At 62.3% G+C, this 25,344-nt stretch carries 15 protein-coding genes and 1 pseudogene; 5 read left to right on the top strand and 11 right to left on the bottom strand.

Annotation, left to right across the window (positions count from 1 at the left end; genetic code table 11):
* Positions 1–38 precede the first annotated feature (38 nt).
* Together HNR59_RS05660 and galE are read right to left on the bottom strand one after the other, a co-directional pair.
* Positions 39–1,946 (bottom strand): GumC family protein, encoded by a 1,908-nt coding sequence (locus HNR59_RS05660; protein WP_183827135.1) that lies wholly within the window; start codon positions 1,944–1,946, stop codon positions 39–41.
* Between the two features lie 134 nt (positions 1,947–2,080).
* On the bottom strand, positions 2,081–3,076 hold the full coding sequence (gene galE / locus HNR59_RS05655; RefSeq protein WP_183827132.1) for a UDP-glucose 4-epimerase GalE: 996 nt from the start codon (positions 3,074–3,076) through the stop codon (positions 2,081–2,083).
* Positions 3,077–3,397: 321 nt separating this feature from the next.
* Here galE and HNR59_RS05650 point away from each other — a divergent pair, with 321 nt between their 5' ends.
* Positions 3,398–4,513 carry a hypothetical protein gene (locus HNR59_RS05650; protein WP_183827129.1) on the top strand — a complete coding sequence of 372 codons (1,116 nt, stop codon included), beginning with the start codon at positions 3,398–3,400 and terminating at the stop codon, positions 4,511–4,513.
* A 337-nt stretch (positions 4,514–4,850) separates the two neighbouring features.
* Here the strand turns inward: HNR59_RS05650 and HNR59_RS05645 are convergent, their stop codons facing one another.
* From HNR59_RS05645 to HNR59_RS05635, 3 genes are all read right to left on the bottom strand, one after another.
* On the bottom strand, positions 4,851–7,658 hold the full coding sequence (locus HNR59_RS05645; RefSeq protein WP_183827126.1) for a TonB-dependent receptor: 2,808 nt from the start codon (positions 7,656–7,658) through the stop codon (positions 4,851–4,853).
* 125 nt (positions 7,659–7,783) lie between these two features.
* Positions 7,784–8,707: a FecR family protein gene (locus tag HNR59_RS05640; RefSeq protein ID WP_183831365.1), complete on the bottom strand. Its 924-nt coding sequence runs from the start codon at positions 8,705–8,707 to the stop codon at positions 7,784–7,786.
* 136 nt (positions 8,708–8,843) lie between these two features.
* Positions 8,844–9,359 carry a sigma-70 family RNA polymerase sigma factor gene (locus HNR59_RS05635; protein ID WP_183827123.1) on the bottom strand — a complete coding sequence of 172 codons (516 nt, stop codon included), beginning with the start codon at positions 9,357–9,359 and terminating at the stop codon, positions 8,844–8,846.
* 548 nt (positions 9,360–9,907) lie between these two features.
* On the opposite strand from HNR59_RS05635, the gene HNR59_RS05630 reads away from it, so the two are divergent.
* From HNR59_RS05630 to HNR59_RS05615, 4 genes are all read left to right on the top strand, one after another.
* Complete coding sequence (locus HNR59_RS05630) at positions 9,908–12,043, top strand: TonB-dependent receptor (RefSeq protein ID WP_183827120.1); 2,136 nt, start codon at positions 9,908–9,910, stop codon at positions 12,041–12,043.
* A 72-nt stretch (positions 12,044–12,115) separates the two neighbouring features.
* Positions 12,116–13,168 carry a helix-turn-helix domain-containing protein gene (locus HNR59_RS05625; protein ID WP_183827117.1) on the top strand — a complete coding sequence of 351 codons (1,053 nt, stop codon included), beginning with the start codon at positions 12,116–12,118 and terminating at the stop codon, positions 13,166–13,168.
* A 134-nt stretch (positions 13,169–13,302) separates the two neighbouring features.
* Positions 13,303–14,484 carry an MFS transporter gene (locus tag HNR59_RS05620; protein WP_183827114.1) on the top strand — a complete coding sequence of 394 codons (1,182 nt, stop codon included), beginning with the start codon at positions 13,303–13,305 and terminating at the stop codon, positions 14,482–14,484.
* 13 nt (positions 14,485–14,497) lie between these two features.
* Entirely contained in the window at positions 14,498–17,908 is a 3,411-nt protein-coding gene (locus HNR59_RS05615) for an ABC transporter ATP-binding protein (protein WP_183827111.1), read from the top strand.
* A 459-nt stretch (positions 17,909–18,367) separates the two neighbouring features.
* On the opposite strand, the pseudogene HNR59_RS05610 reads toward HNR59_RS05615, so the two are convergent.
* From HNR59_RS05610 to HNR59_RS05585, 6 genes and pseudogenes are all read right to left on the bottom strand, one after another.
* A pseudogene (locus HNR59_RS05610) lies at positions 18,368–19,380 on the bottom strand (IS3 family transposase).
* A 178-nt stretch (positions 19,381–19,558) separates the two neighbouring features.
* Positions 19,559–20,992 (bottom strand): sulfatase-like hydrolase/transferase, encoded by a 1,434-nt coding sequence (locus HNR59_RS05605; RefSeq protein WP_183827108.1) that lies wholly within the window; start codon positions 20,990–20,992, stop codon positions 19,559–19,561.
* A 14-nt stretch (positions 20,993–21,006) separates the two neighbouring features.
* Positions 21,007–21,906, bottom strand: coding sequence for a carbohydrate ABC transporter permease (locus HNR59_RS05600; RefSeq protein ID WP_183827105.1), 900 nt, complete (start codon positions 21,904–21,906; stop codon positions 21,007–21,009).
* Between the two features lie 11 nt (positions 21,907–21,917).
* The gene (locus HNR59_RS05595) at positions 21,918–22,889 is read right to left on the bottom strand and encodes a carbohydrate ABC transporter permease (RefSeq protein WP_210307209.1); all 972 of its coding nucleotides are present in this window, start codon (positions 22,887–22,889) and stop codon (positions 21,918–21,920) included.
* Positions 22,886–23,914, bottom strand: coding sequence for a Gfo/Idh/MocA family protein (locus HNR59_RS05590; protein WP_183827101.1), 1,029 nt, complete (start codon positions 23,912–23,914; stop codon positions 22,886–22,888). Before HNR59_RS05590 ends, HNR59_RS05595 begins: the two co-directional genes overlap by 4 nt.
* Positions 23,915–23,978: 64 nt before the next feature.
* Complete coding sequence (locus HNR59_RS05585) at positions 23,979–25,277, bottom strand: ABC transporter substrate-binding protein (protein ID WP_183827098.1); 1,299 nt, start codon at positions 25,275–25,277, stop codon at positions 23,979–23,981.
* Positions 25,278–25,344 lie beyond the last annotated feature (67 nt).

Genomic DNA, 25,344 nt, shown 5'->3' with positions numbered 1-25,344 from the left:
CATCTCACGGCACAAACGGCATCAGCCGGGAGGCCGGCTCAGGCCACCTTGTCGAGACGGGTGGCTTCACCGCGCGCCACCAGCGAGACAGTCACTGCACCATCATTTGACAATGCCTCGACCATGCGCTGTTCGCGTGCATCGACGCGTCCGGGATTGACCACAAGAGCCGCATTGCGGGTCAGTTCGGCAACGGTTCGGGCAGGCAGGCCATGCTCGGTTTCGAGCTCACCGATATTGACCACGACGTCGTCATACTCGGCTGTGACGGCTTCGATGACGTTGGAAACCTCACGACGGGAAAGACGTTCGACGGCGCGCGAACGCCCGATGTTGAGGACATGGAGCCCACTGTCCTGATCGGCTTTCACTGCACCGAAAGCGGAAATTTCTCCGAGTGCGATGTCGGCCAGCCCGGGAACCGTTCTGGGGGCGTCTTCCGCCAGATCGATGAAGATCGTGCGCCGGCCACGCGATGCGGCTCCCTGCGCAAGGTCCAGCGCACCCTGACGGGCCGTGACCGGATCATGCAGCGTCGTCACCAGAACGAGGCCGTTGAGCTCCACCTCCGCGCCGGGTTTCGGCATCAGTGAGGAGCTATTCGGGCGCCGGCCCAGAAGACCCGCGAAGAAGTCGAGCAGGATCGCCATCAGTATGCCGGCGAACAGCCCCATCAACACGGCGGCGATCAGAAGCGGCATGCGGGGCGGGAAGGAGGGAGCGGCGGGCACTGCCGCTTCCGCGATCACGCGGGCGGTGCGCGCGGCAATGCCTTCCTGCTGCGCTGTTTCCTGCGCGCGTACGAGGAAGGATTCATAGACGAGCCTGATCGACTGCGCCTCGCGTTCAAGCTCGCGCAGCCTGATCAGATCCTGATTGGTCGAGAACGATGCAGTGGTGGCGCTCTGAAGTTCTGCGTTGATCTTGTTCAGCGCATCGACTGCAATCCGCTGATCGTCACGTGCGCTTGCCACCAGCCTGCCGCTTTCTTCGCGAATGGCGGTTTCGGCTTGCGTCACTTCCTGGATGGCGGCGGTCACGCGCGGATGACGGGGGCCCAGAACATTCTGAAGGTCGGCCAGCCGCTGCCTTGCATCCGCCAGACGGGTGCGCAGCGCCCCCATGGCACTGCCGGCATCTGAAACCGTCGCGCCCACATACCCACGGGTGCGCAGGCTCTCTTCAAGCACCTGAAGGCGGGAATTGGCTTCATTGACGCGTGACAGCGCTTCCGACTGCCGGGCGGAAAGATCGGTCAGCCGGCGATCGCCGAGGGTCTGGCCTTCGGTAAGCGAGATGTTGTGCTCGCGCTTGAAGGTTTCGATCCCTTCCTCGGCATCGTTCAGCTGCTTCTGCAGCTCGGCAAGCCGGCTGCGGATGGCAGCGCTGATATCGCGTGCGGAATTGGCGGCCGACGAAATCTGGTCGGCGACATAGGCGGCCGCAATCGCATTGGCAAGGCGCGCGGACTTGGCCGCCTCCCGGGTGGTGACACTGATCTCGATCACATAGGTGTTGTCGCGGCGCGTCACCTCGGTTGCCCGGGCGAGCCCTTCCATCGCGATGTCGGCAGCTGTGCGCCCTCCACCGGGCTGTCCGCCGAACTGGGGATCGTCAGCGAGATTCATGCTTTCCACGACGCGGCCAAGCACGGTCTCGGAAGTGATCACCTCGATCTGGCTGTCAACGAGCGCCATGTCGCCGCCCAGCCCCTGCTGGACGATTTCGTTCTGCACCACGCGCTGCTCGCGCGGATCGATGAGAATGCGCGCCGTGGCAGAGTAGCGGGGCGCTATCGTGCTCAGCGCAGCAAAGGCCAGACCGGTAACAGCCACCACGCAAAAGAGTATCGTCCAGCGCCTGCGCAGGAGCGTCCGGCCCAGATCGTAGAGATCGACGGTGGAATCGATCTGTCTGCCGGGTCTGTTGCCCGAAAGAGATGCCATGCGCACGAGCCCCGAAAAGCGATGACGGCAATTTGCCGGATGGTAAACAACCTATGCGCAAACAGACTTAAAATCACGTTAAGTCAGCGTTTCAGGCACCGGATGCCCCGTCATCCTTTTCAGGAACGATATCGTCAGCCGCGCACCGAATTCATGGTCTGAAGCCGGCGTTCCCAGGAGAGCGCATCGGAAACGATCTGCCCGAGGTCGTCATGTTGCGGCGCCCAGCCAAGCTCGCTGCGCGCCAGATCCGCGTTGGCGACAACCGAGGCCGCGTCGCCGGGACGGCGATCGCCATTGCGCACTTCGAAATCGCCTCCAAAAGCGCGCCTGACCGCCTGGATGACTTCCAGAACCGAGTAGCCGTGACCATAGCCGCAATTGGCGATGATGCTGTCTCCGCCCGCCCGCAGCCGTTGCAGGGCAAGCCGGTGCGCCCGCGCCAGATCGCTGACATGAATATAGTCCCGCACGCAGGTTCCGTCGGCTGTCGGGTAATCCGTACCGTAAACCTGCATGAAGGGGCGTTTGCCAAGCGCCGTCTCGCAGGCAATCTTGATCAGATGCGTGGCGCCCGGCGTGGACTGGCCCGTGCGCCCCTGCGGGTCGGCACCGGCAACGTTGAAATAGCGCAGTGCCGTGAACCGCAGATCATGCGCGGCAGCCGCGTCACGCAACATCCATTCGCTCATCAGCTTGGAGCGGCCATAAGGCGATTCAGGGTTGAGACGCGCCTCTTCTCTGACCGGCTCGATGCCAGCATCGCCATAGACGGCAGCGGTCGAGGAAAAGATGAAATTGCCGACGCCCGCCTGCACAGCGGTTTCGATGAGGGTGCGCGTCTTGCAGGTGTTGTTCTGGTAATAAGCAAGCGGATCCGCCACGGATTCCGGAACCACGATCGATCCGGCGAAGTGAATGATGGAATCCACGGCGTGCTCGCGAATGAGGCCGCCAACCAGCGCGGAATCGGCGACGTCGCCCTGTACCAGCAGAGCCTCGGGCGCCACTGCCCAGTCGAAACCCTTCGACAGATTGTCGACGACGACGACCTTTTCGCCGGAATCCAGCAGTTCCCACACCATATGGCTGCCGATGTAGCCAGCACCACCCGTCACCAAAACCGTCATGCGAGCGCTCTCATCCTCTTGCCTGTAGTGGCATCTCTATCGGTTCCGGCGGGTGCTGGAAAGGCCGTGGTCCCAAACCTTGCAATCGTGCTTACCGCGGACAGACGGAAACAGCGATAAGCCTCTGTTTAACGATAGATGCTACAAGGCATTTACCCGTTGCTGGTAGCCCTGCTGCCGGCAGTACGGGAAAAAGCGGACTGGGGGATCAATGTCAGGACACCGGCCGGTTTCCGGCCCCCGCAGAACGTGGGTGAACTCGCATGAACAGGTGCGTGCGCAACGAAAATTTGCGTTGCTCGGCGCTTTGGGAGATCGGCATTGAGCACTATCCGTGCATTGACTGAGCAGGATCTTCCCGTCGTGGCAAACATGCTGCAGCAGGTTCTGCGCCACAAGAACAGCCCCGCGCCCGCCTCGCTCGTCGACTACATGCGCAGTTTCTACCTCAGCGCGCCCGGATGTGGTGACGACATCACCTCGCTCGTCCACGTCACGGATGCGGGTGAAGTTTCGGGGTTCATCGGCGTGCATGTGTTGCCGATGGCATGGAACGACCGGAAACTGCGCGCCGCCATATGCAGCTCATTCATGGTCGCGGAAGGAAACCGCGATCCCATGGCAGGCGCCCGCCTGATGAAAGCATTCATGGACGGGCCGCAGGATCTCTCGTTCAGCGAAACGGCCAATCACATATCCACCCAGATGTGGACAAGGTTGCGCGGCATAACCCTGCCCCAGTACAGCCTTGACTGGATACGCATCATCCGCCCCTGCTCGTTTGCGATGAGCATGATCGGCCAGCGCTTCTCTCCCGCCCGGCTTTTCAATCCGCTGGCATTCGCAACAGACAAAGTCTGGCGCAAAAGGCTCAAGCCGGGAGAGGCACGCTGGACGGCCACCGCCCCTACCGGCATGGCTCCGGTCGCGCTGCGCACCCGGGAAATCAACCGGGCCGAATTTGCGGAGCTGGCGGAGCCTCTAACAGCCCACTTTGCACTGAAACCGCACTGGCCGGCCGTCGCTCTTGACAGGATTCTTTCGGATGCCGCCGATAAGCCGGACTGGGGCCAGTTCGTCATGGCCAGCGTGACCACCGCGAGCGGCACAAGCGTCGGCGCCTTCGCATATCATGCCCTGAAAGGCGGCATCGGGCGTGTTCTGCAGATCATGTCCCGCCCCGGGCAGGCCGGCGCGGTGATCGACTGTCTGGTTGAACATGCAGGAAATCGTGGCGTCGCGGCGTTACGCGGTCGCACCCAACCGGAACTGCTGGCCGCAATGCAGACCCGGCGCACGGCCTTTCTGCCAGCTACCGCCACCATTGCCCATTCGCGCGACCCGGCCCTGCTGAACGCCATGGCACATGGCGAGGCGTTTCTGAACGGACTGGCCGGCGAAGAATGGAGCCGCCTGATCGGCGGCCGCTTCACCTGAAGCCTGCCTCCCCAAGGGAGAGCCGACTTTGGGAAGGCGACATACATAAGAATAAGACCTTAAAGCGCGTCGCCTGTTTCTGAATAAACGCAAAGTGCTTCAGACAAAAATGAGACGGCTCCGGCAGCCTGCTCCGCCAAGGGAGCACCTCACGGTTAGCTGAGGCAACTCTCAAGACGGACCAATCTTCAGGGACAGGGCAATTGCGGGCTTCAGCCGCGTCCGGCGGGAGAGAGGATTTTCGAGAATGAAAGCTTCAATCGTGGACACAGCCTCGTGGGGAAGAAAATGGAAAACGGATCAGGGCGAGCCAAAGCCCGCCCTGCGACACGCAGCGTCAGAATTTCGCCGTCATGTTCAGTCGGAAGGTGCGACCAGGTGATGGCATCATGCCAAGTGTGAGTGCATCCATGTAATAGACGTCGGTAAGGTTATCGATCGCCGCGTCGATCTGGAAATTCTCGTTGATCTTGTAGCTCGCGAACAGGTCGGCCAGCGTATAGGGGGTCCATTCGACGGTCATTCCCGTCACCTGGGTCGAAGCCCGCTCGCCGACATGCGTCAGGCGGCCGCCAAGGGTAAGCCGTCGATCGAGAAGACGGACACCGGCCGTCAGCGAAACCGTATCCTTCGGCGGAATGTGCGCGCCGGCATAGCTTTCATCCATTCCACCGGAGGTGCAGCGCGGCTGGCTGGCGGTGAGAGCGGTATCCTCCCTGTGGCAGAATTCCGTTTCCAGATAGTGGTTCCAGGCAGCACTGACGAAGTATTTTCCGGTATCGTATTCGCCGCTGATTTCGATCCCGCGCATTCTGGCATTGTCGAGATTGCCAAGCCGGTAAAGGCGCGCCGCATCGTCGAAGCGGGTAATATAATTCTCGATATTGTTGTTGAAATAGGCGGCTTTGAACCGGAACGCATCACCGGCGAGGAAGAGATCGTCACGAAGGACATTCAGTCCGAATTCCCAATTCCTGGCGTGCTCCGGGTCGATGACATCGAACGAACGCAGCCCGGTGGACGAGTCCCCGGTCGTCGCCTCCCACAAGCTCGGCCCACGTAGCGCCTCGGCATATTTGGCATAGAACTGAACGCCCTTCCATGGCTCAACGGTCGCGCTGAGGATGGGAGCGAAGCCGGACCCGTTCTGGGCGAACGGGTCTTCATAGATCAGGATATTGTCTGTGCGGATGAACGTGCCCGTTCCACCGGCGCGCTCATATTGTCTTCTCGAACCGTAGAACGTGACGGTCGTGCCATTCTCGTCGAAATAGCTGATGATCTGCGTTTCTAGATAACGCCGGTTGTTATCGCGCGTCTTGAAGTTGGAGTAGCGCAGGCTTCCGTTCAGGGTGAGCCAGTCATAGGGCTTCCATTCGGCGCTCCCGAAGCCGTTGATCTCCTGACGCGTCCCGCTCCGGCCTAGCCTGTCGGCATAGCTCACGCCGTCATAGCTCGTCAGCTCCGAAAGCTTCTCATGAGCATACGACACTCCGTAATTCATGGAGACAGGGCCGAACAGCGTATCGAAACGGGAGGTGTTGTCGACGCTCGCCGTCCAGCGATGCGAATCCCGTTGATTGTTCGCAATGTAGTAGCCAACGCTGCTGGAGGTTCGATCAACGCTTGCAAGGTTCGTCAAGCCGACAGAGATCTTCAGGTCAACAAGATCGTCATCATCCGGGTTGAAGGCGTATTTGGCGGTGTAAGTGTCCAGTTCAGCCGTGGAGAGGTAGTTCTGGTATGAGCCTTCGCCACGTGTGATCTGCGACGGCATCATCTGGCCGAAATCGGACTCAAACCGCGTGAAGCCGAGATCGAGTCTGTGGCCGCCATCCGCCCTGAACGTCCCTTTAAGCAGGTAGGACGTGTTGTCGAAAGAGGTATTCAGCACTTCCTCGCCGGCCCGGTAGCGGTTGAGGCCGTCGATCCCCACCGCAGTCCATCCCGCGCGGGGATTGTAGCAACTGCCGGAGGCCAACGCGCCGGCGCAGTCGGCTATGAACCACGGCTCTGGCTGGCCGTCGCCATGGGTGCCCGCATGGTAATTGCCGTTCCGGCGCCTGGAATAGGCGGCGACCACATCGACATGGTCCGAGCGGAAGCCGGCCGCGATGCTGCCACTGCCGCTCGTCGGCTTCAGGAAGCCGGGGCGATCCATGCCCTCTGGCCCACCGAACGAGGACGGCAGCTGGTCGTTGGCATAGACGCCGACCGTGCTGAAACCGGCGCCCGGAAGCCGCAAGCCGCCGAACGTGCCCACCGCCGGAGCGCTCGAACTGTTGGAATTGAAGCCGCCTTTGAGGCGGATACCGAAACTCTTGCTAGGCAGCACCACGTCGTCGACGCCGATCGTGCTCATGCGCACGACGCCGCCGATGGCGCCATTCGCATCGGCCGACGAACTCGGGCCTTTCTCGATGGCGACGCTCGAGATCATGTCGGGATCGACGTAGCTGGCGCTCGCCACCCCGGCATAGCCCTTGTACAGCACCACCTCGTTGGATGCGCCGTCGACGACCACCGGCACACGGTTCATGCCCTGCATGCCGCGAATATTGACGTCTATAGCGCCGCTGTTGCGGTTTTCGCCTGTCATCACGCCGGGGATTCCCTGAAGGAAATCGCCGGTAGAGGTGCCCCGGCGCTGCTCCATCTGCTCTCCCGAAATGTACGCGCTTGAACCTGCCGTCTCATAAGGCGTATCGGACGAGAAACCTCTGCTTCCACCCGCAACAGTGATCGTATCGAGCACCAGCGAACCGTCAGCATCCACCGGAGCCGCACCGGCAGCGCTTGAGGATTTGTAGTAGATCGTAACGGCATTGCCGCCCGTCAAGCGCCACGCGAGGCCGCTGCCCGAAAGGAGCCGTTCCAGCGCCTGGCTCTGCGTGAGAGCCCCCTGCACTGCCGGGGCAGATTTACCCTGTGCCAGTTCCGCGGGATAGACGATGCGCAGCCCCGTGGCGCGCGCGAAAGCAGCAAGTGAATCTGAAAGCGATTGGGCGGGGATATCGAACGAGGCGGGTTGCAGTCTTGCCGCCGTCTGCGCCTGAGCGACGGACACGGATGCTACCGGAATGATCGCAGTCGATGCGATCAGCAGCGCCTTCAACAAATGTACACGCGTGGTATTTCTCACCATAAGCCCCTGTCCTCGGTTCTCAGTGTGAGGGGAGGCTCGCCAGCGCTTTCCATACCCCTCATTAGGTTAGAGGTCCGGAGCGGAAAAAATCCTCAATAAACAGGACAAAATAATTCAGGAATTTATCAAACGCTTGAAATCACGGTAAGAAAATTTGCGAGATGGCGAACGCGGATTGGCAAGCCGCCTTGCAAGGCATCCAGGGAGCTACGCGGATCGCGCAGGTCGAGCACCGCATCGACGCGCAGTGCCCGCAGGTCACCACCGGCAATGACGATGCTGCCGCCATACCATGGCGACAGGGCCGCAACGACCTCGGCCAGCGTCCGCGCGTTGGCGCGGTAAATGCCCTGCCGCCAAGCGCCGGTGTCGGCTACATTCTGGTGGCGAACGGGGCCGATGTGACCTGCCCCATCCACGGCAACAATCTCGCCCTCATGCAGATTGATCGAGGCGGCAGAAGGCGCGAGCACTTTTACTGTGTCGGCTGCGACGGCAACTTCCGTCACGCCGTTGGGAATATCGCGAGCGACGTCGAACACAGCACCATGCGCCCGGATGGATACATCTCCTACCTTGACCTCGAAAGGAAGAGACGGCGCCTGGGCGACCTCCAGAAATGCCTGCCCCTGAAGAAGCGAGATGCCACGGGAACGCGGGCTAAAGAAAGTGTCGAGCGCCGAGCGGGCGCCGAGCGTAACTTTCGAACCATCCGGAAGTTCGATCATTTCAGTCGCTGCGACGGAAGTGACATGGTCGGCAAACAGGCGCGTAAAGGTGCCGGCGCGCCACATACCTCCACCGGCTATACCAGCCGCCGCGACGACGCCACCTGTCATCATGGCTCTTCGGGACAGAGTACGCGGCTTGCTGCCCGGCCTGATGAGGCCGGTTGCGGAATCGACATGCAGTTGGGAGATATCTGCCCACAGGCTCTCGGCTTCGACGGCCGCCTGTTCGTGGAGGATGCTAGCCGCACGCCATGCATCCCACTGCTGCCGGTCTGCTTTAGTGGCTGTGCCAGAATTCAGCCGCGCGATCCACCGCATGGCGGTTTCGGCCAGTTCCTCTATCTCGGAATCGGATTCTGCCATCGTCACAAGCACCGGCTCACAGGCATCAATACCCTCTTATTGGTATAGAGCCGTAGCTGACACAAAATCCGCAACGCCAGACGAAATTTCCTCAATCGCCGGCATGCACCCTCATGAGGGCACGGCAGTGGAGAAGCGCACGGACCACATGTTTCTCGACCATGCTGACGGAGATGCCAAGCCTTGAGGCGATCTCCGGGTGAGAATAGCCTTCGAACTTGTTCATGATGAACGCCTTGCGGCAGGCGGGCGGCAGTTCGTTGAGAAAGACAGCCAGCTTGGCCAATTGCCGGGTCTGTTCGTAGCGCGCCAGAGTCTCATCTGCCAACTCGGACTCAGTCAATGCGTCGAAATCAACGCGACGAGACCATTCACGCTGTTCGCGTGCCGTGAATGCGATTGCCGCATTGCGGGTGGCCGTGAAGAAGTAAGTCTTCGGGTGCTCGATCGGGGTTGCGCCACCGCGAACGGCGAGGCTGACCCATGCGTCCTGTACGACCTCCTCGCCATTGTCACGGCCACCGACCAATCGAGCAGCAAAGCGTACGGCTTCGGCGTGGTAGCTCCGGAAGATATCGTTCAGAAAACTCTGGAATGAACGGACCATGGCACCATTTCCGCACAGCGTTATGTTCGACTCGGCTTGCCGTGGCTGAGAAGGGCTGGGCAGAAGGTCTCGCCGGTGAATATACGACCGCAAAAAGCAGGCAACTACAGCGGATCAGAATACATCAAAATGCCGTAAGGTGCGTCGGAGAAAAACATGAGCACATGATGCATGTTTTGTCTTTGATTTCATTCGCTGACTCGCCACATCTCCCTGAGAACGAGGCGGGCGAACTGTCGGGGCCGCTGTAGAGAATTCATGCCAATGTGGCATCGATGCCACACATTGGTAGCGCTGGATCAAAGAAGCATATCGCCGGAGAACAGAGGTGGCAGCTCCGGTTGCAAACAGAGTCCGTTTGGGCACCGGGCATCCCATCTGCATGGCCTTCATTCCATACCGGGTCACAGTTTGACGTCGCGAAAGCGATATTTGACCGCACCAAAGTCGCAGGATGGAACCGTGCTCCGTCTGCCGCTAGACGCTGGTAAGGCGGCTGGTAAGAAGCGTTCTGATCCGGCTCCGTATCGTGTTGGCTGGAGCATTTCATGAAGACCTCGCAGGCACTTGCAGCGTCGCTGGCGCTATCCGTTACCTTCGCCGGCATGTCCGGCCCTGCCGCCTCGCAGGAGGATGCCGGGAAGAGCGACGAGGTGACGGTGCTCGACACGATCGTGATCACCGGCCTCAAGGGTACGGACGCGGCGAAGGAGCTGCCTGTCAGCGTTTCGGTCATTCTCGGAAACGGGCAGGTTTCCGATGCCATCGATCCCGGCGCAGCGATCACGCGTGCCACGCCCAACGTCTATTTCGGCGGCTTCGCGCAGCCGGGTGTCGACTTCGTGAGCATGCGCGGCATCGGCCCGCTCGGGCAGCCCTCAAACTCGCTCGACAACAGCGTGGGCTTTTCCACAAACGGTGCGGCGACGAGCGCGTTCGGCTTTCCGCCTTCGCTGCTCGACATCGAGCGCATCGAGGTGATCCGCGGACCGCAGGGCACGCTGTTCGGCCGCAATGCGCTGGGCGGCGTCGTCAATGTCGTAACCCGCCCGGCAGACGGGGAGCGGGAACTGAAGATCAGGGGCGAGGTGGGCAATGACGGACACCACCTTGCCGAGTTCACCGCCGGCGGCTGGCTTCAGGAAAACGTTCTCGCCGGTCGTTTCGTTGCGCGGCTGAACGGTGTTTCGGGCACCATTCCCAATGTCGTCGTTGGCGGCGAGGAAGGTGACACGCGGCTGGCGGCCGCGCGCGGCACGCTGAGCTACACGCCAACCGACGACCTGCGGGTAAATCTGATCCTCGGCTTCGATACAGAACAGCGTCACAGCAACTACAACATGTTGCTGGAGACACCGAATTTCCCCGCAAGCGGCGCCGACATCATTCCCGACAATCGCCGCAAGCGCGGCGAAGCCACGCTGGAGATCCAGCGCGATCTGGAGGCCATCAGGCTGACGTCGCTGACCAATTTCCAGCGTATCCAGCTCGATGGCAAGGTCGACACCGCCGACGATCTCGTATTCCAGGCCGTGTATGGCTTCACGCCGCCACACGGGGCGGACATCTCCCTGTCGCGCGACACCGATACCATATTCAGCCAGGAGTTCCGCCTTTCCTCCCTCGAGGGCGAGCCGACGAAATGGGTCGCCGGTGTCAACTATTTCCATTCGTCCTACAGCTCGGACCGCGATCAGGTCTCGTCCTACAGCCCTTATTCCGCAGGTCTTTTCGACACCCGCATCCGGTCGCATACGCTGGCTGCGTTCGGCGATGTCACGGTTCCGCTGACGGAGGCGTTCAACGTCAGCGGCGGCCTGCGCGCGGCTCACGACAGGCAATCCCTCGACAGCGACTATACCGGCATCGGGTTCCCGGGCACGGTGGGTGGTTACGCTCAGAAATCCGACATATCCGATACATATCTCACCGGACGTGTTGCGGTGAGCTACGACTGGACGCCGGATGTGATGACATATGCATCGGTGTCGCGCGGCTACGCCTCGGCCGGCTTCGAGCGGTACACACTCAACAATGCGGTCGGGCGCGATTCGCTGCCGTTCCGCCCGTCGACGGGCTGGACCTACGAGGCCGGTGCAAAGGCGGATCTGCTCGACAACCGGCTTTCCGTCAGCGGCAGCGTCTTTTTCAACGACATCCGCGATGGCCAGCTCGTCGGCTACGACATTGCAAGCTTTCCGGTGACCTTCCAGTTTGTCAATCAGGACTACCAGACCTATGGCTTCGAGATCGAGGCGCGCGCCGAGATCTTGCCGGATCTGCATGTCGGGGCCGGCATCGGCCTGACGCGCTCGCGTCTGGGCGATGTGACCGACACCGCCGCCTTTGGCGCTCAGACCGGCAACCGCGTGCCCAACAGCCCCGATTTCACCGCGAACCTCGACGTAAGCTACCGCTTCCTGGAGAATTTCTACGCGACCGCGCAATATCAGTATGTCGGAACGCGCGCGATGGAGATCGCCAATACCGGCACGCTCCCTGCCTATCACATGGTGAATGCCAAGGTCGGCTGGAACAATGCCGACTGGGAGGTCTATGGCTTCGTCAACAACCTGCTGGACGAGCGCCCGCTCAATTTCGGCGCGACCTACAGCCCGACCGCTCACTCGGTTGCCGTGGGCCCCGGCCGCACTTTCGGGCTCGGCATGTCCCGCAGCTTCTGAAGGCGCTGGCCTGCACTGCCCCGGAAGCGGTTTAAGTTGACTTTTAAACTCCGGATTTGATAACGATGATGGATGCAGAAGCCTTCCGGGGCGCCACCCATTCATTATTCCGGTCATCAGTTGCATCGGGTTGTCGAACCATCAGATCACGTTGCCGCTCCTCTGAGGTTCCGTCAGCGGCACATCGAGGCGCTGGCCGGGGGTGCCGGCCAGTCGGTGCAGGTCGGCCTGCCCCGTCATATCCACACTGAGACGGAGCTGTCGCAGGGACGTATCCTCGTCCATACCCCTCGGCCGGGCTTCTACTTCGGCGCCTATGATCTGGAATATCTGCAGGACAACCGGCTTTCGGTCAAAGAGACCCCATCTCTGTTCTGCGGGCTGATGCTCTCGGGCGCGCCATCCCGGCTTGACATTTCAGGTCACGGATCTGTCGAGGTAAGGCCCGGCACACCGCTGATCATCAACTTCGCGGAAGATGCCGTCTGCGAGGGATTTTGCAAGGCGGGAACGCATTGCTGCGGCATAGGAATAAGGCTGACACGCGATTTCTTCGACAGCGAGTTCTCGCCCACCGCCGCGACGGCCTTGCGATCGTTGCGCTCCTTCATGGAAGGCGGAACGGCGGTGCGCATGATCGGCGGCTCGACCCGTCTCAACGCCATTGCCGACCAGACGCTGAGCGGACCCTGTGAGCAGACCTTGCAGGCGCTCTATCTGGAAGGCCTGGCGTTTGCATTTCTGGCGGAACTTTCACGTCTTGAGGCGGCGGAGACGCAAGCCGCCTCCACGGAACTGAAGCCGCACGAATATCGCCGCGTTCGCCGTGTCGCCGATTTCCTGGATGCAAATCTCGAACGATCGATCAGCCTCGCGTCGCTCTCCCGCCTTGCCGGCGTCAATGCGACGACCCTGGGCCGCCAGTTCCAGACCATCCATGGCGAGACCATATTCAACTATGTGCGCGCGAGACGTCTTGAGCGGGCGCGTTCCCTGTTGAGAAACGGCGAAATGCCGGTGTCGCAGGTCGGCTACAGCGTCGGCTTCACCAGTGCGGCCGCCTTCGCCACCGCCTACCGGCGAAAGTTCGGCCACCCTCCGAGCCGCGAAGTGCTGTCTTCCTGAAGACCAGGAATTTGCGCGCGCGCAAGCAAAGTTCCGCCGCGACAAAGCCGCGGCATCCTGACGGCGTTATGAAGGCACATGCGACGATGCCTGCCTGAGGCATCGGTATCTCCTTTGAATGCCTGAGGTCTGCCTTGGTTCGAAATCTCATCGCGATCGCTCTGATTACGGCGTCGATCGGCATTCCCGGCGCTTTCTTCACGATCGTGCTGCCAGCCATGATGCGCGACGGGGGCGCATCGCTCTTCCAGATAGGCCTCATCTATGTGGTCTGGGCGCCCTCCGCGCTGAAATGGCTCTGGGCTCCATGGTTCGACCCTCTGCCGCGCCGCCCCTTCGGGTCGACCTTCGGCTGGATTCGCGCGCTCATTCTGGCAATCGCGTTGAGTTTCCTCGCGACGCTGCCGCTGGTAGAGCGCCTGACCGTCTGGCCGCTGGTGGGACTTGCTGTGTTGTCGGCGGCGTTTTCAGTGACCTTGCAGATGCTGTTCGCCGGCTGGCTGATGGACGATTTCGACGAGCGCGCACGCGCGCTGGCCAATGGCGTCGGGGTCGCGGGCATGGTCGCGGGCGGCGTTATCGGCGGCGGACTGCTGCCGCTCCTTGCCGGCAAGGTCGGATGGACAACGGCCATCGCCGGCGCGTCGGCGTTCGTCGCTCTGACCAGCCTTGGCACGATCGGCCTGAGGCGACTTTCCACAAAGCCGCGCCCGCCCGTCACCTCCGCGCGTCAGTTTGTGGAGACGCTGCGCCTGCTTGTCGTTCTTCCGAGCAGCGGGCCCGTCATCGCCGCGCTTGCATTGCTGTCTCTTTCGTCCGGCGCGGACGCGACCATTCCCGCGCGGCTCGTCGATGCGGGCTACGATCCGGTCAGGACAGGCGTACTGCTGGGGATGGTCGCGACCCTTGCCATCATTCCGGTGTCCGGCCTGACGGGATTGCTCATCCGCCGCTACGGCAAGGCCGTCGTCCTGTCCGGCATCGCCGGGGCGAAGGGTGTCGTGCTGGGCCTGCTGGCCTGGTCAGCCGCAGGCGGGCCAGAGACGATTGCGCTGCTTTCGGTGCTGGACTTCGTGCTCGCCGGGGCGATGACGGTTGCGCTCTGGCAGGTGTTCATGAGCCATGCCGCCCACGCACGCAGCCCGATCCTCGGCTACAGCGCGCTGACGGCAGGGGATGCGGCTGTCCGGCTTTTTGCCGGTATCGGCGCGGGCGCCCTCGCCATGGCGCTCGGCTACTCCGGCACGTTCAGCGTCGCGGCGGCGCTGGCCTTTGCCGCCTGCCTCGTTGCGCTGCGCCTGCCCAATTCCCGATAACGGAGCCACGCTCATGAGACGAATCCTGTTGTCCCGGCGCTGGGCTCTGTCATGCTCGGCGCTTCTCTCGGTTGCAGCCGCCGCACTGGGGCTCGTTCCCTATGTGGCGGTCTGGTACATCGCCACGCTGATCTGGCAGGGTGAACCGATCGGGCAGCAATCCGTGCTGTCGATCGGCGCCCTGGCGTTCGGGGCCATCGTGCTCAAGGCGATTGCCGCGGCCATATCGACACGCATATCCCATCTCGCCGCCTACGCGACGCTGGCGGAGCTGCGCCTGGCGCTTGCCCGCAAGCTCACCGTCATCCCGCTGGGGGTTTTTCAGGCGCGCAGCGCCACCGAGTTGAAGCGCGTGATGGCCGACGATGTCGACCAGATGGAAGATGCCATCGCCCATGCCGTTCCCGACATCGCCGCCGGGCTGTCCGTGCCGCTGTTGTCGGCGCTAATGCTTGGAGCGGTGGACTGGCGGCTCGGCATCGCATCGATCGTGATGTTTCCCCTGCTGTTCCTGTTCTACCGCGCCGCCGTGCGCTCCTCGAAGGACAGCAGCGCCGGCTATCTGGCGGCGCTCGCCGGCATGAAGGCCAGCGCAGGCGAGCTGGTGCAGGGCATGAAGGTCATCCGCGCCTTCCTGCGCGCGGAGACCATGCTCGACCGCTTCGACGGCGCCGTGCGCGACCTCGCCGGTTCGGGCGAAGCCTATGCCACCGCATCGCTGAGATGGATGGCATTGTTTTATGCGGGCATGCGCGCGAACCTTCTGGTCATCGTGCCCGTCGGCAGCCTGCTTCTGCTGCACGGCGATGTGACGGCGCCGGATTTCGTGCTGGCCCTTCTGGTCGGCATGGGCATGAACGCCTCGGCACTGAAGATCATCTTCACCGCCGGTTCCTTCTTCTGGAAGATGCAATCGTCGGGAAAGCGCATCGCCTCGCTTCTCGACACCCCCGAATTCACGGAACCGATGCAGCCGGCGCGTCCCGCCGATGCGCAGGTCCGGTTTGAAGGCGTTACTTTCCGGCAGGCGGACAAGACCATTCTCGACGACATTTCCTTCGTCGCCGCGCCGGGCGAGACGACCGCGCTCGTCGGCCCCTCCGGCGCCGGCAAGTCGACGATCCTACGGCTCATGGCGCGTTTTCTCGATCCCAAAAACGGACGCATCCTCATCGGAGGCGCCGACATACGCGATTTCGGGCAGACGGCGTTGCTGGAAACCATGAGCGTCGTGTTTCAGGACGCCTGGCTGATGAACGACACCATCCGCGCCAACATCCTGATGGGACGGCCGGATGCTGGCGAGGCGGATGTGCGCCGGGTGGCGCATGCCGCCCGTGTCAGCGAGTTCGCTGCCGATCTCGACATGCCGGCGGGCGAGGCGGGGCGGTTTCTTTCAGGCGGCCAGCGCCAGCGCGTGATGATCGCGCGGGCTTTGCTTGCCGACAGGCCGATCCTGCTGCTCGACGAGGCAACGGCCTCGCTCGATCCTGACAACGAAGCGCATGTGCTGGAGGCGCTGCGCGAGCTGTCGAAAGGCCGCACGGTCATCGTCGTCGCCCATCGGCTGCATACGATCCGCAATGCAGGCAGGATCATCTATCTCGAGGAAGGATCGATCCGGGCCCAGGGAACGCATGAGGAGGTGATGGCGACATGCGCCGGCTACCGCAAGGCCGTCGAGAACTACGAGGCCGCGGAAGGCTGGTCGCTCGAAAAGTCGGGCGATGAGCCTGCGCCGTTGTGCCTGCCGGCACAGGCGCAGGCGACACCCGAAGAGGCAGTACCGCGGGAAGCGCGGCTCGAAGGAAGCACGCTGGCGGTCCTTCTTCGCCTTGCGGGGCCGATGCGCGGACTGCTTCTGGGCAGAGCGTTCCCACTGCTGGTTATCGAAAGCCTGATGATGGCCGTCCCGATCTTCGCCGTCTGGTACGTGCTGGACGCGGTTTTGCGAAACAGCCTGACCGCAACCTCGGCTACAGCCGCAACCCTTGCAATTGCGGTGTCGCTGCTGGTTCAGGTCGTCGTGAACGTTGCCTCGCACCGGCTTCTGTGGCGCGTGCAGCTCGGTTCCGTGGCCTCGCTTCAGCGCCGCCTCGGGCGCAGATTGCTGGCCGCACCGCTTGGCGTAATCTTCGCAAGGGAGACCGGTGCGCTGGAGACCACCCTGACGAGAACGGCGACCGAGCTGAATTTTCTGACGACCAGCGCTCAGGCGGCACGCGTCCTCGTCGTGCCGGCCGCAATCGCGGTGCTGATGTTCTGGGTGGACTGGCGGCTGGCGCTGGTCTCCCTGGCAATCCTGCCGCCGTTCATTGCCGTCGTTCTCGTTAGTGACGGTGTCTACCGCCGGACGATGACAGCGCTGCTCATCGCCCGCGAAAACCTCTCAAGCCGCATCCTCGATTTCGTAGCAGGAATGCCGGTTCTGCGCGCATACGGATTGCCGTCGCGCGGCTTCGACGCGCTTGCGCAGACCATCGAACATCATCGGCAAATCAGTTGCGACGCCACCCGCAGCCTCACCCGCATGCTCGCCGTCGGCTGGCTGGTTCTGGAAACGGGCCCGGTGCTGCTGATCGTCAGCGGCGGCCTGATGTTCGTTGCCGGCACGGCAAACGCCGCGACATGGATCCTGTTTCTGATGGCGGGGCTGGCATTCTACGGTCCCGTCGCAGACGCATTCGAGCTCAGCGGCATCTGGCGCCAGCAGCAGGGCGTCATCGGGAGATTGCGCACCGTTCTCGACATGCCGGTCCTGCCCGAGCCACGGAGCCCGGCGGTTCCGGCGAGCGCAACGGTGCGTTTCGAGGAGGTCAGCTTTTCCTATGGCGGCCTGCCGGCGCTGCGCGGCGTCAGCGCCTGCTTCGGTCCGGGGAAGATCCATGCCATCTTCGGCCCTTCCGGCTCGGGCAAGACTACGATGCTCAACATGATCGCGCGGTTCTGGGATCCCGACGGGGGAAGGATAACCATCGGGGGCGTTGACCTGCGCGATGTGGACCAGGTGCTGCGCTCCCAGCTTTTTTCGATGGTCTTTCAGGAAACCTTCCTTTTCAGCGGCACGGTGCATGCGAACATCGCCATCGGCCGTCCCGACGCCAGCCGCGAAGAGGTGGAGAACGCGGCGCGCAGCGCGCTGTGCCATGATTTCATCAGCCGCATGGAGAACGGTTACGATACCCTTGTCGGCGAACAGGGTGGGATGCTTTCCGGTGGCGAAAGACAGAGGATCGCCATTGCCCGCGCCTTGCTGAAGGATGCGCCCATCGTTTTGCTGGACGAGGCGACAGCCTCGGTCGATCCGGAAAGCGAAGCTCAGGTGCGGCGTGCAATAGCCCGGCTGTGCAGGGGCAGGACGGTCATTCTGGTCGCCCATCGCCCCGAAACCATCCGCAACGTCGATCAGGTCATCCGGTTGTGAGGCACCGAAGCAGGAGCCTTCTGCCGCGACCCCGAGCATCAGCGGATTGCCATTGCCCGCGTGCTTGTGAAAAATGAGCCAATCCTCATCCTCGATGAGGCTTCATCGCACATCGACCCCGACAATGAATGGCTGAGTCAGCAGGCTCTTCAGGAGCTGACATTGGGCCGCACCGGGCTGGTGGCGGCACACCGGCTTTGGACAAGCGCTCACGCCGAATAGCCAAGGATATTCCGTTTTACAAAGCGGAGCCTTCTGGCAAATGCAGAAACGTCAGGAAATTCGCATGCACTTCAGCTATCATCTGTTACAAATTACTCAGATTCAAATTACAGGCTGCCGGCCCCGCGCCCAGCAGCATCACCGGCTACGGTCGAAAGAGTTGCCAAAGAGTTTGGAAGCATTTGGGCCAGAAGGGGCGGCAATTGACCTGTCCCCATAGGGTGGTCGGTTTCAATCTTAATGCATGATTGGCTTGTGTGCCATCGGCTGGGCAGATGGTGGCGCTGATCCGCGTGGTGGCGCGGGCCAGACAATGGCCTCCGGTGCCGGCGGCTTGTAGCCAAGCAAGGCGGTCTTTGCGCCGACGGCCACGATCCACTCGCGCACCGCCTCGGCAATGAACTCCGCCGTTGTCGGAATGAACATGGCCGGGCACACCGCGCAAGATGAACAAGTCCGACGGGACGCCGATGACATTGGTCGAGTTGAGCTTGCGATCGATCCGGATAGCCAGGCACTCCCGGGTGAACTCATCGATAATGTTGAGCATGCGGAACTTCCTGCCATTGTGGGTCTGGCCCTCGACAAAGTCATAGGGCCAGACATGGTTGGGGTGTTTGGGCCGAAGTCGGATGCACGATCCGTCATTCAGCCAGAGCCTGCCTCTCTTCGGTTGTTTCTGGGGAACCTTCATCCCCTCCCGCCGCCAGATGGGCTCGATGCGTCTGGCGTTCACCGCCCAGCCCTCGGACCGCAGCATCGCGGTGATCCGACGATAGCCATCGCGGCCATATCGGGAGGCGAGGCGGATGATGCCAGCGGTCAACGCCTCTTCATCGGGCCGGCCTTGCGGTTTCTTACGCCGGGTCGAACGGTGCTGGCCAGAAACCTTGCAAGCAAAGCATTCCCAGACGGAGAACTTCGCCATGACATGATCACATGATCGACGCAGCGCCGACGACGGGCGGGGCTCAGAAGTTTTCCGATGCAGCCTCTTTCAGGATCAGCTTCTCGAGCGTGATATCCGACACCGCCTTGCGCAGCAGGTCATTCTCTTTCTCTAATTCCTTCAGCCGCTTCATCTGGTCGCCTTTCAGGCCGCCGAACTCCTTGCGCTAGCCGTAATACGTAAACCGAGTCAAGCCGATAGTACGAACCGCTTCGCCGACCGAGCGGCCTTGTGACAACAAAACATCGACCTGGCGCAGCTTCGCGACGATCTCTTCGGGCTTGTGCTTCTTCTGGGGCATGCAACGTCCTCTCCAAGGCTCAATAGCCTACTTCACGGAGGACCACTTTTCAGCGGGCAGCCCCCCTACATGGGGCTCCGGCCGTGGGCTCCTTTCCGCGAACCGCAGAAATGCTCCAGCCCGGGGTCCTGACACAATTGCGAGCGCAAAAGTGCGGCGCACTCTCGCTGGCATTGCCTCAGTGCAGGCGGTCCTGATGGTCGACGAAAATGGCGCCGTCGACACCTTGGCCACCGACCCTGTCGATCTGCCCGCCGCCCATGACCGGCAGGCGTGAGCCATCCATCTGGCTGGTTCCGTAGCGGGCGAACCACTCGCTCATGCGCGCGAGCAGGCCCGCGACGACGGCTGTCCTGTCCGGATCTGCGGCGAGATTGCGCTCTTCCCCCGGATCGGCCGCCAGATCGTAAAGCTCGCACGAACCGCCCGCATAGCGATGAATGTATTTCCAGCGCCCCTCCCGGATCATCCGGTTCGGACCGTACTCATCGAAGACCACGACATAGGCATCCTCTTCCGGTGCGTCGGATGCGAGCACGGCACCGATGTCGCGTCCGGGCAGGCCTGCCGGTATCTGGTCGCCCAGTCCGGCCCATGACAGGATTGTCGGCAGGAAATCATAGTGCGAGTAAAGCCCGTCCAGCGTTCCCGGAGCGATGCGCGAGCGCTGCATGAAGATGCCCGGCACTTTGACCGAGGTCTCGAGCAGGTTCTGCGGGAAGGTGCCGTTGCCCTTTCCGTATATGCCGTGATGGCCCATGTTCATGCCGTTGTCGGACGTGAATATGACGAGCGTGTCCTCAAGCTGGCCGCTGCGCTCCAGCGCTTCGAGCAGTATGCCGATGCCCCTGTCCATGGCCGTGACGGCGGCGAAGTAGCCGGCGAGAATACGGCGACGCGCATCCTCGTCCTCGGGAAACTTTGCCGGATCGTAGAAGCCCGGATGCATGGGCGGAGCGGGCAGGCTCGCGAAGGCGCAGCCGGGATAATAGCGCCGGTAGTCCTCGGGCTTGTGCTCCGCTTCCTCCCACGGGGCGTGGGGCGCGGTGTAGTGTACGCTCAGATACCATGGATCGCTGCCCTGCTGCCGGTCGATGAAGGTCAGGGCATTGGCCGTGATGATGTCCGTGAGATAGCCGTGCTCCAGATGGACCTCTCCGTTGCGGATCATTGCCGCCGACTGGTAGGAGCCGCCACCGGTGGCATAGGCCTGCCAGTAGGAAAAGCCCCTGTGCGGCTCGTGCGTATTGCCCAGATGCCATTTGCCGCTCAGCCCGCAGACATAGCCGTTCGCAGCGAGTATCTCGACGAAGGTGCGATGCCTGTCGAGATAGCGGATCAGGCGGTTGTGGAACTCCGTCTCGATTGCGGCGTTGCCGGCCCTTATCCAGTCATGCACCCCATGGGTGGAGGGAATGCGCCCCGTCAGCAGCGAGGCGCGCGCCGGAGAGCATACGGGCGATACGCAGTAGAGCGCGTCCAGACGCTTGCCGTTGCGGGCCAGTTCGTCGAGGTTCGGGGTATGGATCTCGGGCGTTCCGGCATTCTTCATGGCCCAGTGGCCCTGATCGTCCGAAACGATCATGAGAATGTTGGGCCGTGGTCGCGCCATGACAGTGCCTCCGCCTACTTGCTGCCGCCGAGGGTGAAGCCCTCGATGATCCTGCTGCCCAGCCAGAAATAGATGGCGAGTATGGGCAAGATGACGATGCACATGCCGGCGAACAGCCCGCCCCAGTTGGCGGCGTTGTATTGCATCTGCTGCAGGAACTTCAGCAGTGCCAGCGGAAGCGTTTCCTTTTCCTGCGACTGGAGGAGAACGAGCGCGAAGATCGTCTCGTTCCAGTGCGCGATCAGGTTGAGGATGAACAGGGTGATGATACCCGAGCGCGCCATCGGCAGCATGATGGACCAGAAGGTCCGGAACGGGGATGCACCGTCGAGCGCCGCCGCTTCCTCCAGCTCCGCCGGCATGGTGGCGAAGAAGCCCGTCAGGAAGAACACGGCGAAAGGAAGCGACGTGGCAACGTAGAGCACCCACAGGCCGCTCAGGCTGTCGACCAGGCCGAATGCGCTCATCAGCGCATAGAGCGGCAACACGATCACCTGTGCGGGAATGCCGATGCCGAGCGCGAAGAACATGGTGATCGGCTCGGCGCCCAGAACCCTGAACCTGCTCAGCGCATAGGCCGCGGGCGCCGCGATGATAATGGTGGCGCCGGCCGTCGCCACCGACAGGATCAGGGTGTTCATGGCGGCCACCCCGAAATTGCCGGCCACCCAGGCCTCCTCGAAGTTCTGCCATTGCAGGGCCGCCGGCAGCGACCAAGGGAACTCCAGGATCTCGCGCGTCGTCTTGAACGACGACAGCACGAGCCAGCCCAGCACGAAGATGTCGAAGGCAACGAATGCCCACACGAGCACGACCGGCACGAGCCGGGACAGCGAAATGCGCTCAAGCCCGGCACGCAGGGTCCCCGGCAGGGAAGACTGGCCGCGTGGGGTATGGGTGGAGATGGAACTCATTGCCGGCCTCCTCAGAACTGCAGAGCTTCGCGGCGCGTCGCCCGGCGTATGAGCCAGACCAGAACGGCGACGAGAACGAGCATGACGAAGGCGCTGGCGGCGGCGGGGCCATAGCGCGGCGTGCCCGGCGATGCGAAGGCTTCCGCGTAGGAATAGAGCGCCGTGTTCCAGACCTTGGTGGACGGCAGGTATCCTGCCCCGCCGGCAAAGGCATAGATGAACTCGAATATCTTGATCGAGCTGATCGTCCACAGCACCGCGGCCATGGCGACGATCTCCCACATGAGCGGCAGCGTCACATACCAGAAGCGCTGAAGCGGGTTGGCGCCCGCAAGCTCCGCCTCCTCGTAGAGGTCGGCGGGAATACGGTCGATGCCGGCCATCAGGATGGTGGTGTAGAACCCGGTCGAGACCCAGACCAGCCCGATCATGATCACGTTGAAGAGGTTGGACTCGTTGAGCCATGCCGGCGGGCTGGTGATGCCGATGCCGGCCAGCATGCTGTTGACGAGGCCGTTTGCCTGGAACAGGAACCCCCACAGGATCGAGATCACCACCGCAGACAGGATGTTGGGGAAGAAGATGACCGACCTGACCACCTTGCGGCCCGCCATTTCGCGCAGGGCCATGGTCAGGGCGAAGCTGATCAGGAAGGTTGCGCCCCCGACGATGAAGATGATCTTCAGCGTGTTCATGAAGGAACTGATGAAAACCGGATCGTAGTAGAGGATCTCATAGTTGCGCAGCCCGACATATTCCATGGGGCCGGCGCCCGGCCATTTGTGGAAGCTGATCCAGATCGTGGCGATGGTGGGCAGTATGAAGAAGACCACATAGAGAAGCAGCGCCGGCAGCACGAACCACAGGAACAGCCTGCGGCGGGGAGCGTGCATCGGGTCCACGGCTGCCGCGGTCGTGCGAATGGAGGAACCTCTCGTCATGGCGGCGCGTCCCTGCGCTGTGATCCCGGCATCCGATGTCATTCGGGACCTCCGATATCCACCGGCCGGTCCTCGGCGGCACTGATGTGGATCGCCTCGATAAGTTCGGTGATCCACGCCGAGTGGACGACGTCAGGCCCCTTCTGAACGCCCTCGCGCACCGACTGCACGAATGTTTCGATCATGAGCAGGTTGGGACCCGCGATCCTGCCGTCGATTTCCTGGACCTGCACCCGCGGCAGGGCGAGCTTGTCGGAAACGATTTCGAGCCCCTGGTCCCGGTCGTCGACCCGCGCCACGGCTTTTTCGCCGATCAGCTCATATCGGAAGTCGACAAGGGAAGGCGAGTTCTCGGGCAGCACCCACACGGATTCGGCATTGGCCGTCGAGCCATCGGCGAACCTGATGGTTGCCTGCAGCGAGTCCCAGGTATCGACGCCGGATGCAGCAAGAAGGCCGCGCCGGCCGGCCGCATAGACCTGCGCCGGCTGGGCTCCGACGGCAGCACCCACTATATCGAGCGAGTGCGGCATGAGGAACCAGCCGGGGGAAGAATCCGCTGCCCATTTCAGCATTCCCAACGGAACGGCAAGGCTGTTGCTGAGCCGCACGTTCTGCGCGATGACCGCACCGAACTCCCCGGCCCGGACCCTGCCGAGCAGGGAGCCGAAAACCGGGTGCCATCGGTTCATGCAGGCAACGGTGCACAGCACTCCGGAACCGACCACGGAATCGCGAATGATGCGGGCATCCGCAGACGAGGTCGAAACCGGTTTTTCCAGGAAAATGTGCAGCTTTCGCGCCGTGGCGGCAAGCACCGGCTCGACATGCGCGAAGTCGGGCGTGGCGATCACGACCGCGTCGAGATCGCGGCCCGTCAGATCGTCGAGGCTTGAAGCCAGTGGCACATCCAGCTCTTCGGCAAGCCGGCGCGCTGTGGGCTGGCTGACATCGAACAGCGCGGCCACTTCCACGCCGTGCAGGCGCTGGAGGATACGCCCGTAAAGCGCCCCGCGCAGGCCGCATCCGACAATGCCGAAGCGCAGGGTCCTGAGATTGTCCTTCATGTCTTCGCCTTCATCATGCGATGGAGACGGGCAGGCACCGCGCCTGCCCGCGGATGGTGCGTGATCAGTTGAGACGCCGGTAGGTGACCGTATTCTCAACCAGCGCATCCTGAAACTCCTGCGCGCTCTTCACGCCGAAGATAAGCTCGTTGACGAGCGGGATCAGCACCTTGCCGGTATAGTCTGCATCCAGATCGATCAGCCCGTCGAACTGGCTGTGAACCTCGGGCGAAGTCTCGATCGCCTGCTTGGCGGGGGCCAGTTCGTCGGGAACGGCAATGTCGGCGCGAGGCGTGAGGTTCTTGGCGTCCGTGGCGATCCCTGCCAGCCTGTCCTTGGCGAGGAAGTAGCTGATGAACTTTTGCGCCGCCTCCTGGTTCGCGGCCTTCTTCGGGATGGCGAAGCCGATGAAGGACACTTCCTGCGTCTGGTGCGCGCCTTCGCCTACGTCCGGCATCGGGAAGGAGCGCGGCTTGAACCCGGGCACGGCATAGGTGGTCGTCTCGCTGACGATCCATGGACCGTTGAAGATGACAGCCGCCTTGTTGGTGGCCCAGAGCTGCTGCATGGCCGGCCACTTGCTGGCATTGTATCCCGGCGCGAAATAGCCGCCCTTCACCAGCGCCTCGATCTGCTTCGCGGTCTCGAGGATGCGCGGATCCTTCAGGGCCTCGCCGGTCGGATCAGCGACTGCCTCGCGCAGCTTGCCCGGCCCCAGATGGCGCACCGCGATTTCCGCGAAATAGTACAGGTTGAAGTTGGAAATGTCGCCATCAAGGGCTAGCGGCGCAACGCCTTTCTCCTTGGCCTTGTCGAGGAAGGCCACGAAATCCGCCCAGTTCTTCGGCGGCGCCTTCTCAACCTCCGGCAGGAAGGCGGCATCATACCACCATTGCGAGGTGATCACCTCATAGGGCACCAGCCACTTCGCCCCCTCCGCGGTGATGAAATCGAGATATTTATCCGGGAACACGCTGGCAACGGTCGTGCCGGCCTCACCCGGAATCTCGGACTCGAAGACCGGGGAGAGATCGCTCTGGCTGCCGGTCGACACGAGGATCGCCCGGACATTGCGCTGTGCCCCGTCCACGAGATCGGCCGGCGTCACGGGCGAGTTGAGCGTGGGTGCGAGTTTTTTGAGATTGTCACGGCCGATCCACTGCACCTTGACGTCGATGCCCGTGTCCCTGGTGAAGGAGTCGATCGCCTTCTGGATGACCTTTTGCTGGGGTTCACCCGAATTCCACATCGACCAGTAGGTGATGCTTTCCTGCGCCTGCGCAGAACCTGCGATGCCGGCGGCTGCCGTTGCTGCGATGACCGCCAGCGCGGTCCGTCGGGTCATGTTGATCCTGATCGTCATCGTGCCGTTCCCTTGTTTGGTCCGTAACCGGATGCCTTTGGATGCGCCTTCCATCCCGGACAGCAGC

Origin of the sequence: Aquamicrobium lusatiense (assembly GCF_014201615.1) — a bacterium.
GTDB lineage: Bacteria > Pseudomonadota > Alphaproteobacteria > Rhizobiales > Rhizobiaceae > Mesorhizobium > Mesorhizobium lusatiense.
The sequence above is the reverse complement of the archived record's forward strand: the minus strand, read 5'-3'. Positions and strand labels throughout refer to the sequence as shown.

What these genes read in the sequence shown, in the direction of transcription:
- HNR59_RS05660 (WP_183827135.1), bottom strand. Translation starts at nt 1,946, where the DNA reads ATGGCATCTCTTTCGGGCAACAGACCCGGCAGACAGATCGATTCCACC.
- galE (WP_183827132.1), bottom strand. Translation starts at nt 3,076, where the DNA reads ATGACGGTTTTGGTGACGGGTGGTGCTGGCTACATCGGCAGCCATATG.
- HNR59_RS05645 (WP_183827126.1), bottom strand. Translation starts at nt 7,658, where the DNA reads ATGGTGAGAAATACCACGCGTGTACATTTGTTGAAGGCGCTGCTGATC.
- HNR59_RS05640 (WP_183831365.1), bottom strand. Translation starts at nt 8,707, where the DNA reads ATGCGGTGGATCGCGCGGCTGAATTCTGGCACAGCCACTAAAGCAGAC.
- HNR59_RS05635 (WP_183827123.1), bottom strand. Translation starts at nt 9,359, where the DNA reads ATGGTCCGTTCATTCCAGAGTTTTCTGAACGATATCTTCCGGAGCTAC.
- HNR59_RS05630 (WP_183827120.1), top strand. Translation starts at nt 9,908, where the DNA reads ATGAAGACCTCGCAGGCACTTGCAGCGTCGCTGGCGCTATCCGTTACC.
- HNR59_RS05625 (WP_183827117.1), top strand. Translation starts at nt 12,116, where the DNA reads ATGCAGAAGCCTTCCGGGGCGCCACCCATTCATTATTCCGGTCATCAG.
- HNR59_RS05615 (WP_183827111.1), top strand. Translation starts at nt 14,498, where the DNA reads ATGAGACGAATCCTGTTGTCCCGGCGCTGGGCTCTGTCATGCTCGGCG.
- HNR59_RS05605 (WP_183827108.1), bottom strand. Translation starts at nt 20,992, where the DNA reads ATGGCGCGACCACGGCCCAACATTCTCATGATCGTTTCGGACGATCAG.
- HNR59_RS05600 (WP_183827105.1), bottom strand. Translation starts at nt 21,906, where the DNA reads ATGAGTTCCATCTCCACCCATACCCCACGCGGCCAGTCTTCCCTGCCG.
- HNR59_RS05595 (WP_210307209.1), bottom strand. Translation starts at nt 22,889, where the DNA reads ATGACATCGGATGCCGGGATCACAGCGCAGGGACGCGCCGCCATGACG.
- HNR59_RS05590 (WP_183827101.1), bottom strand. Translation starts at nt 23,914, where the DNA reads ATGAAGGACAATCTCAGGACCCTGCGCTTCGGCATTGTCGGATGCGGC.
- HNR59_RS05585 (WP_183827098.1), bottom strand. Translation starts at nt 25,277, where the DNA reads ATGACGATCAGGATCAACATGACCCGACGGACCGCGCTGGCGGTCATC.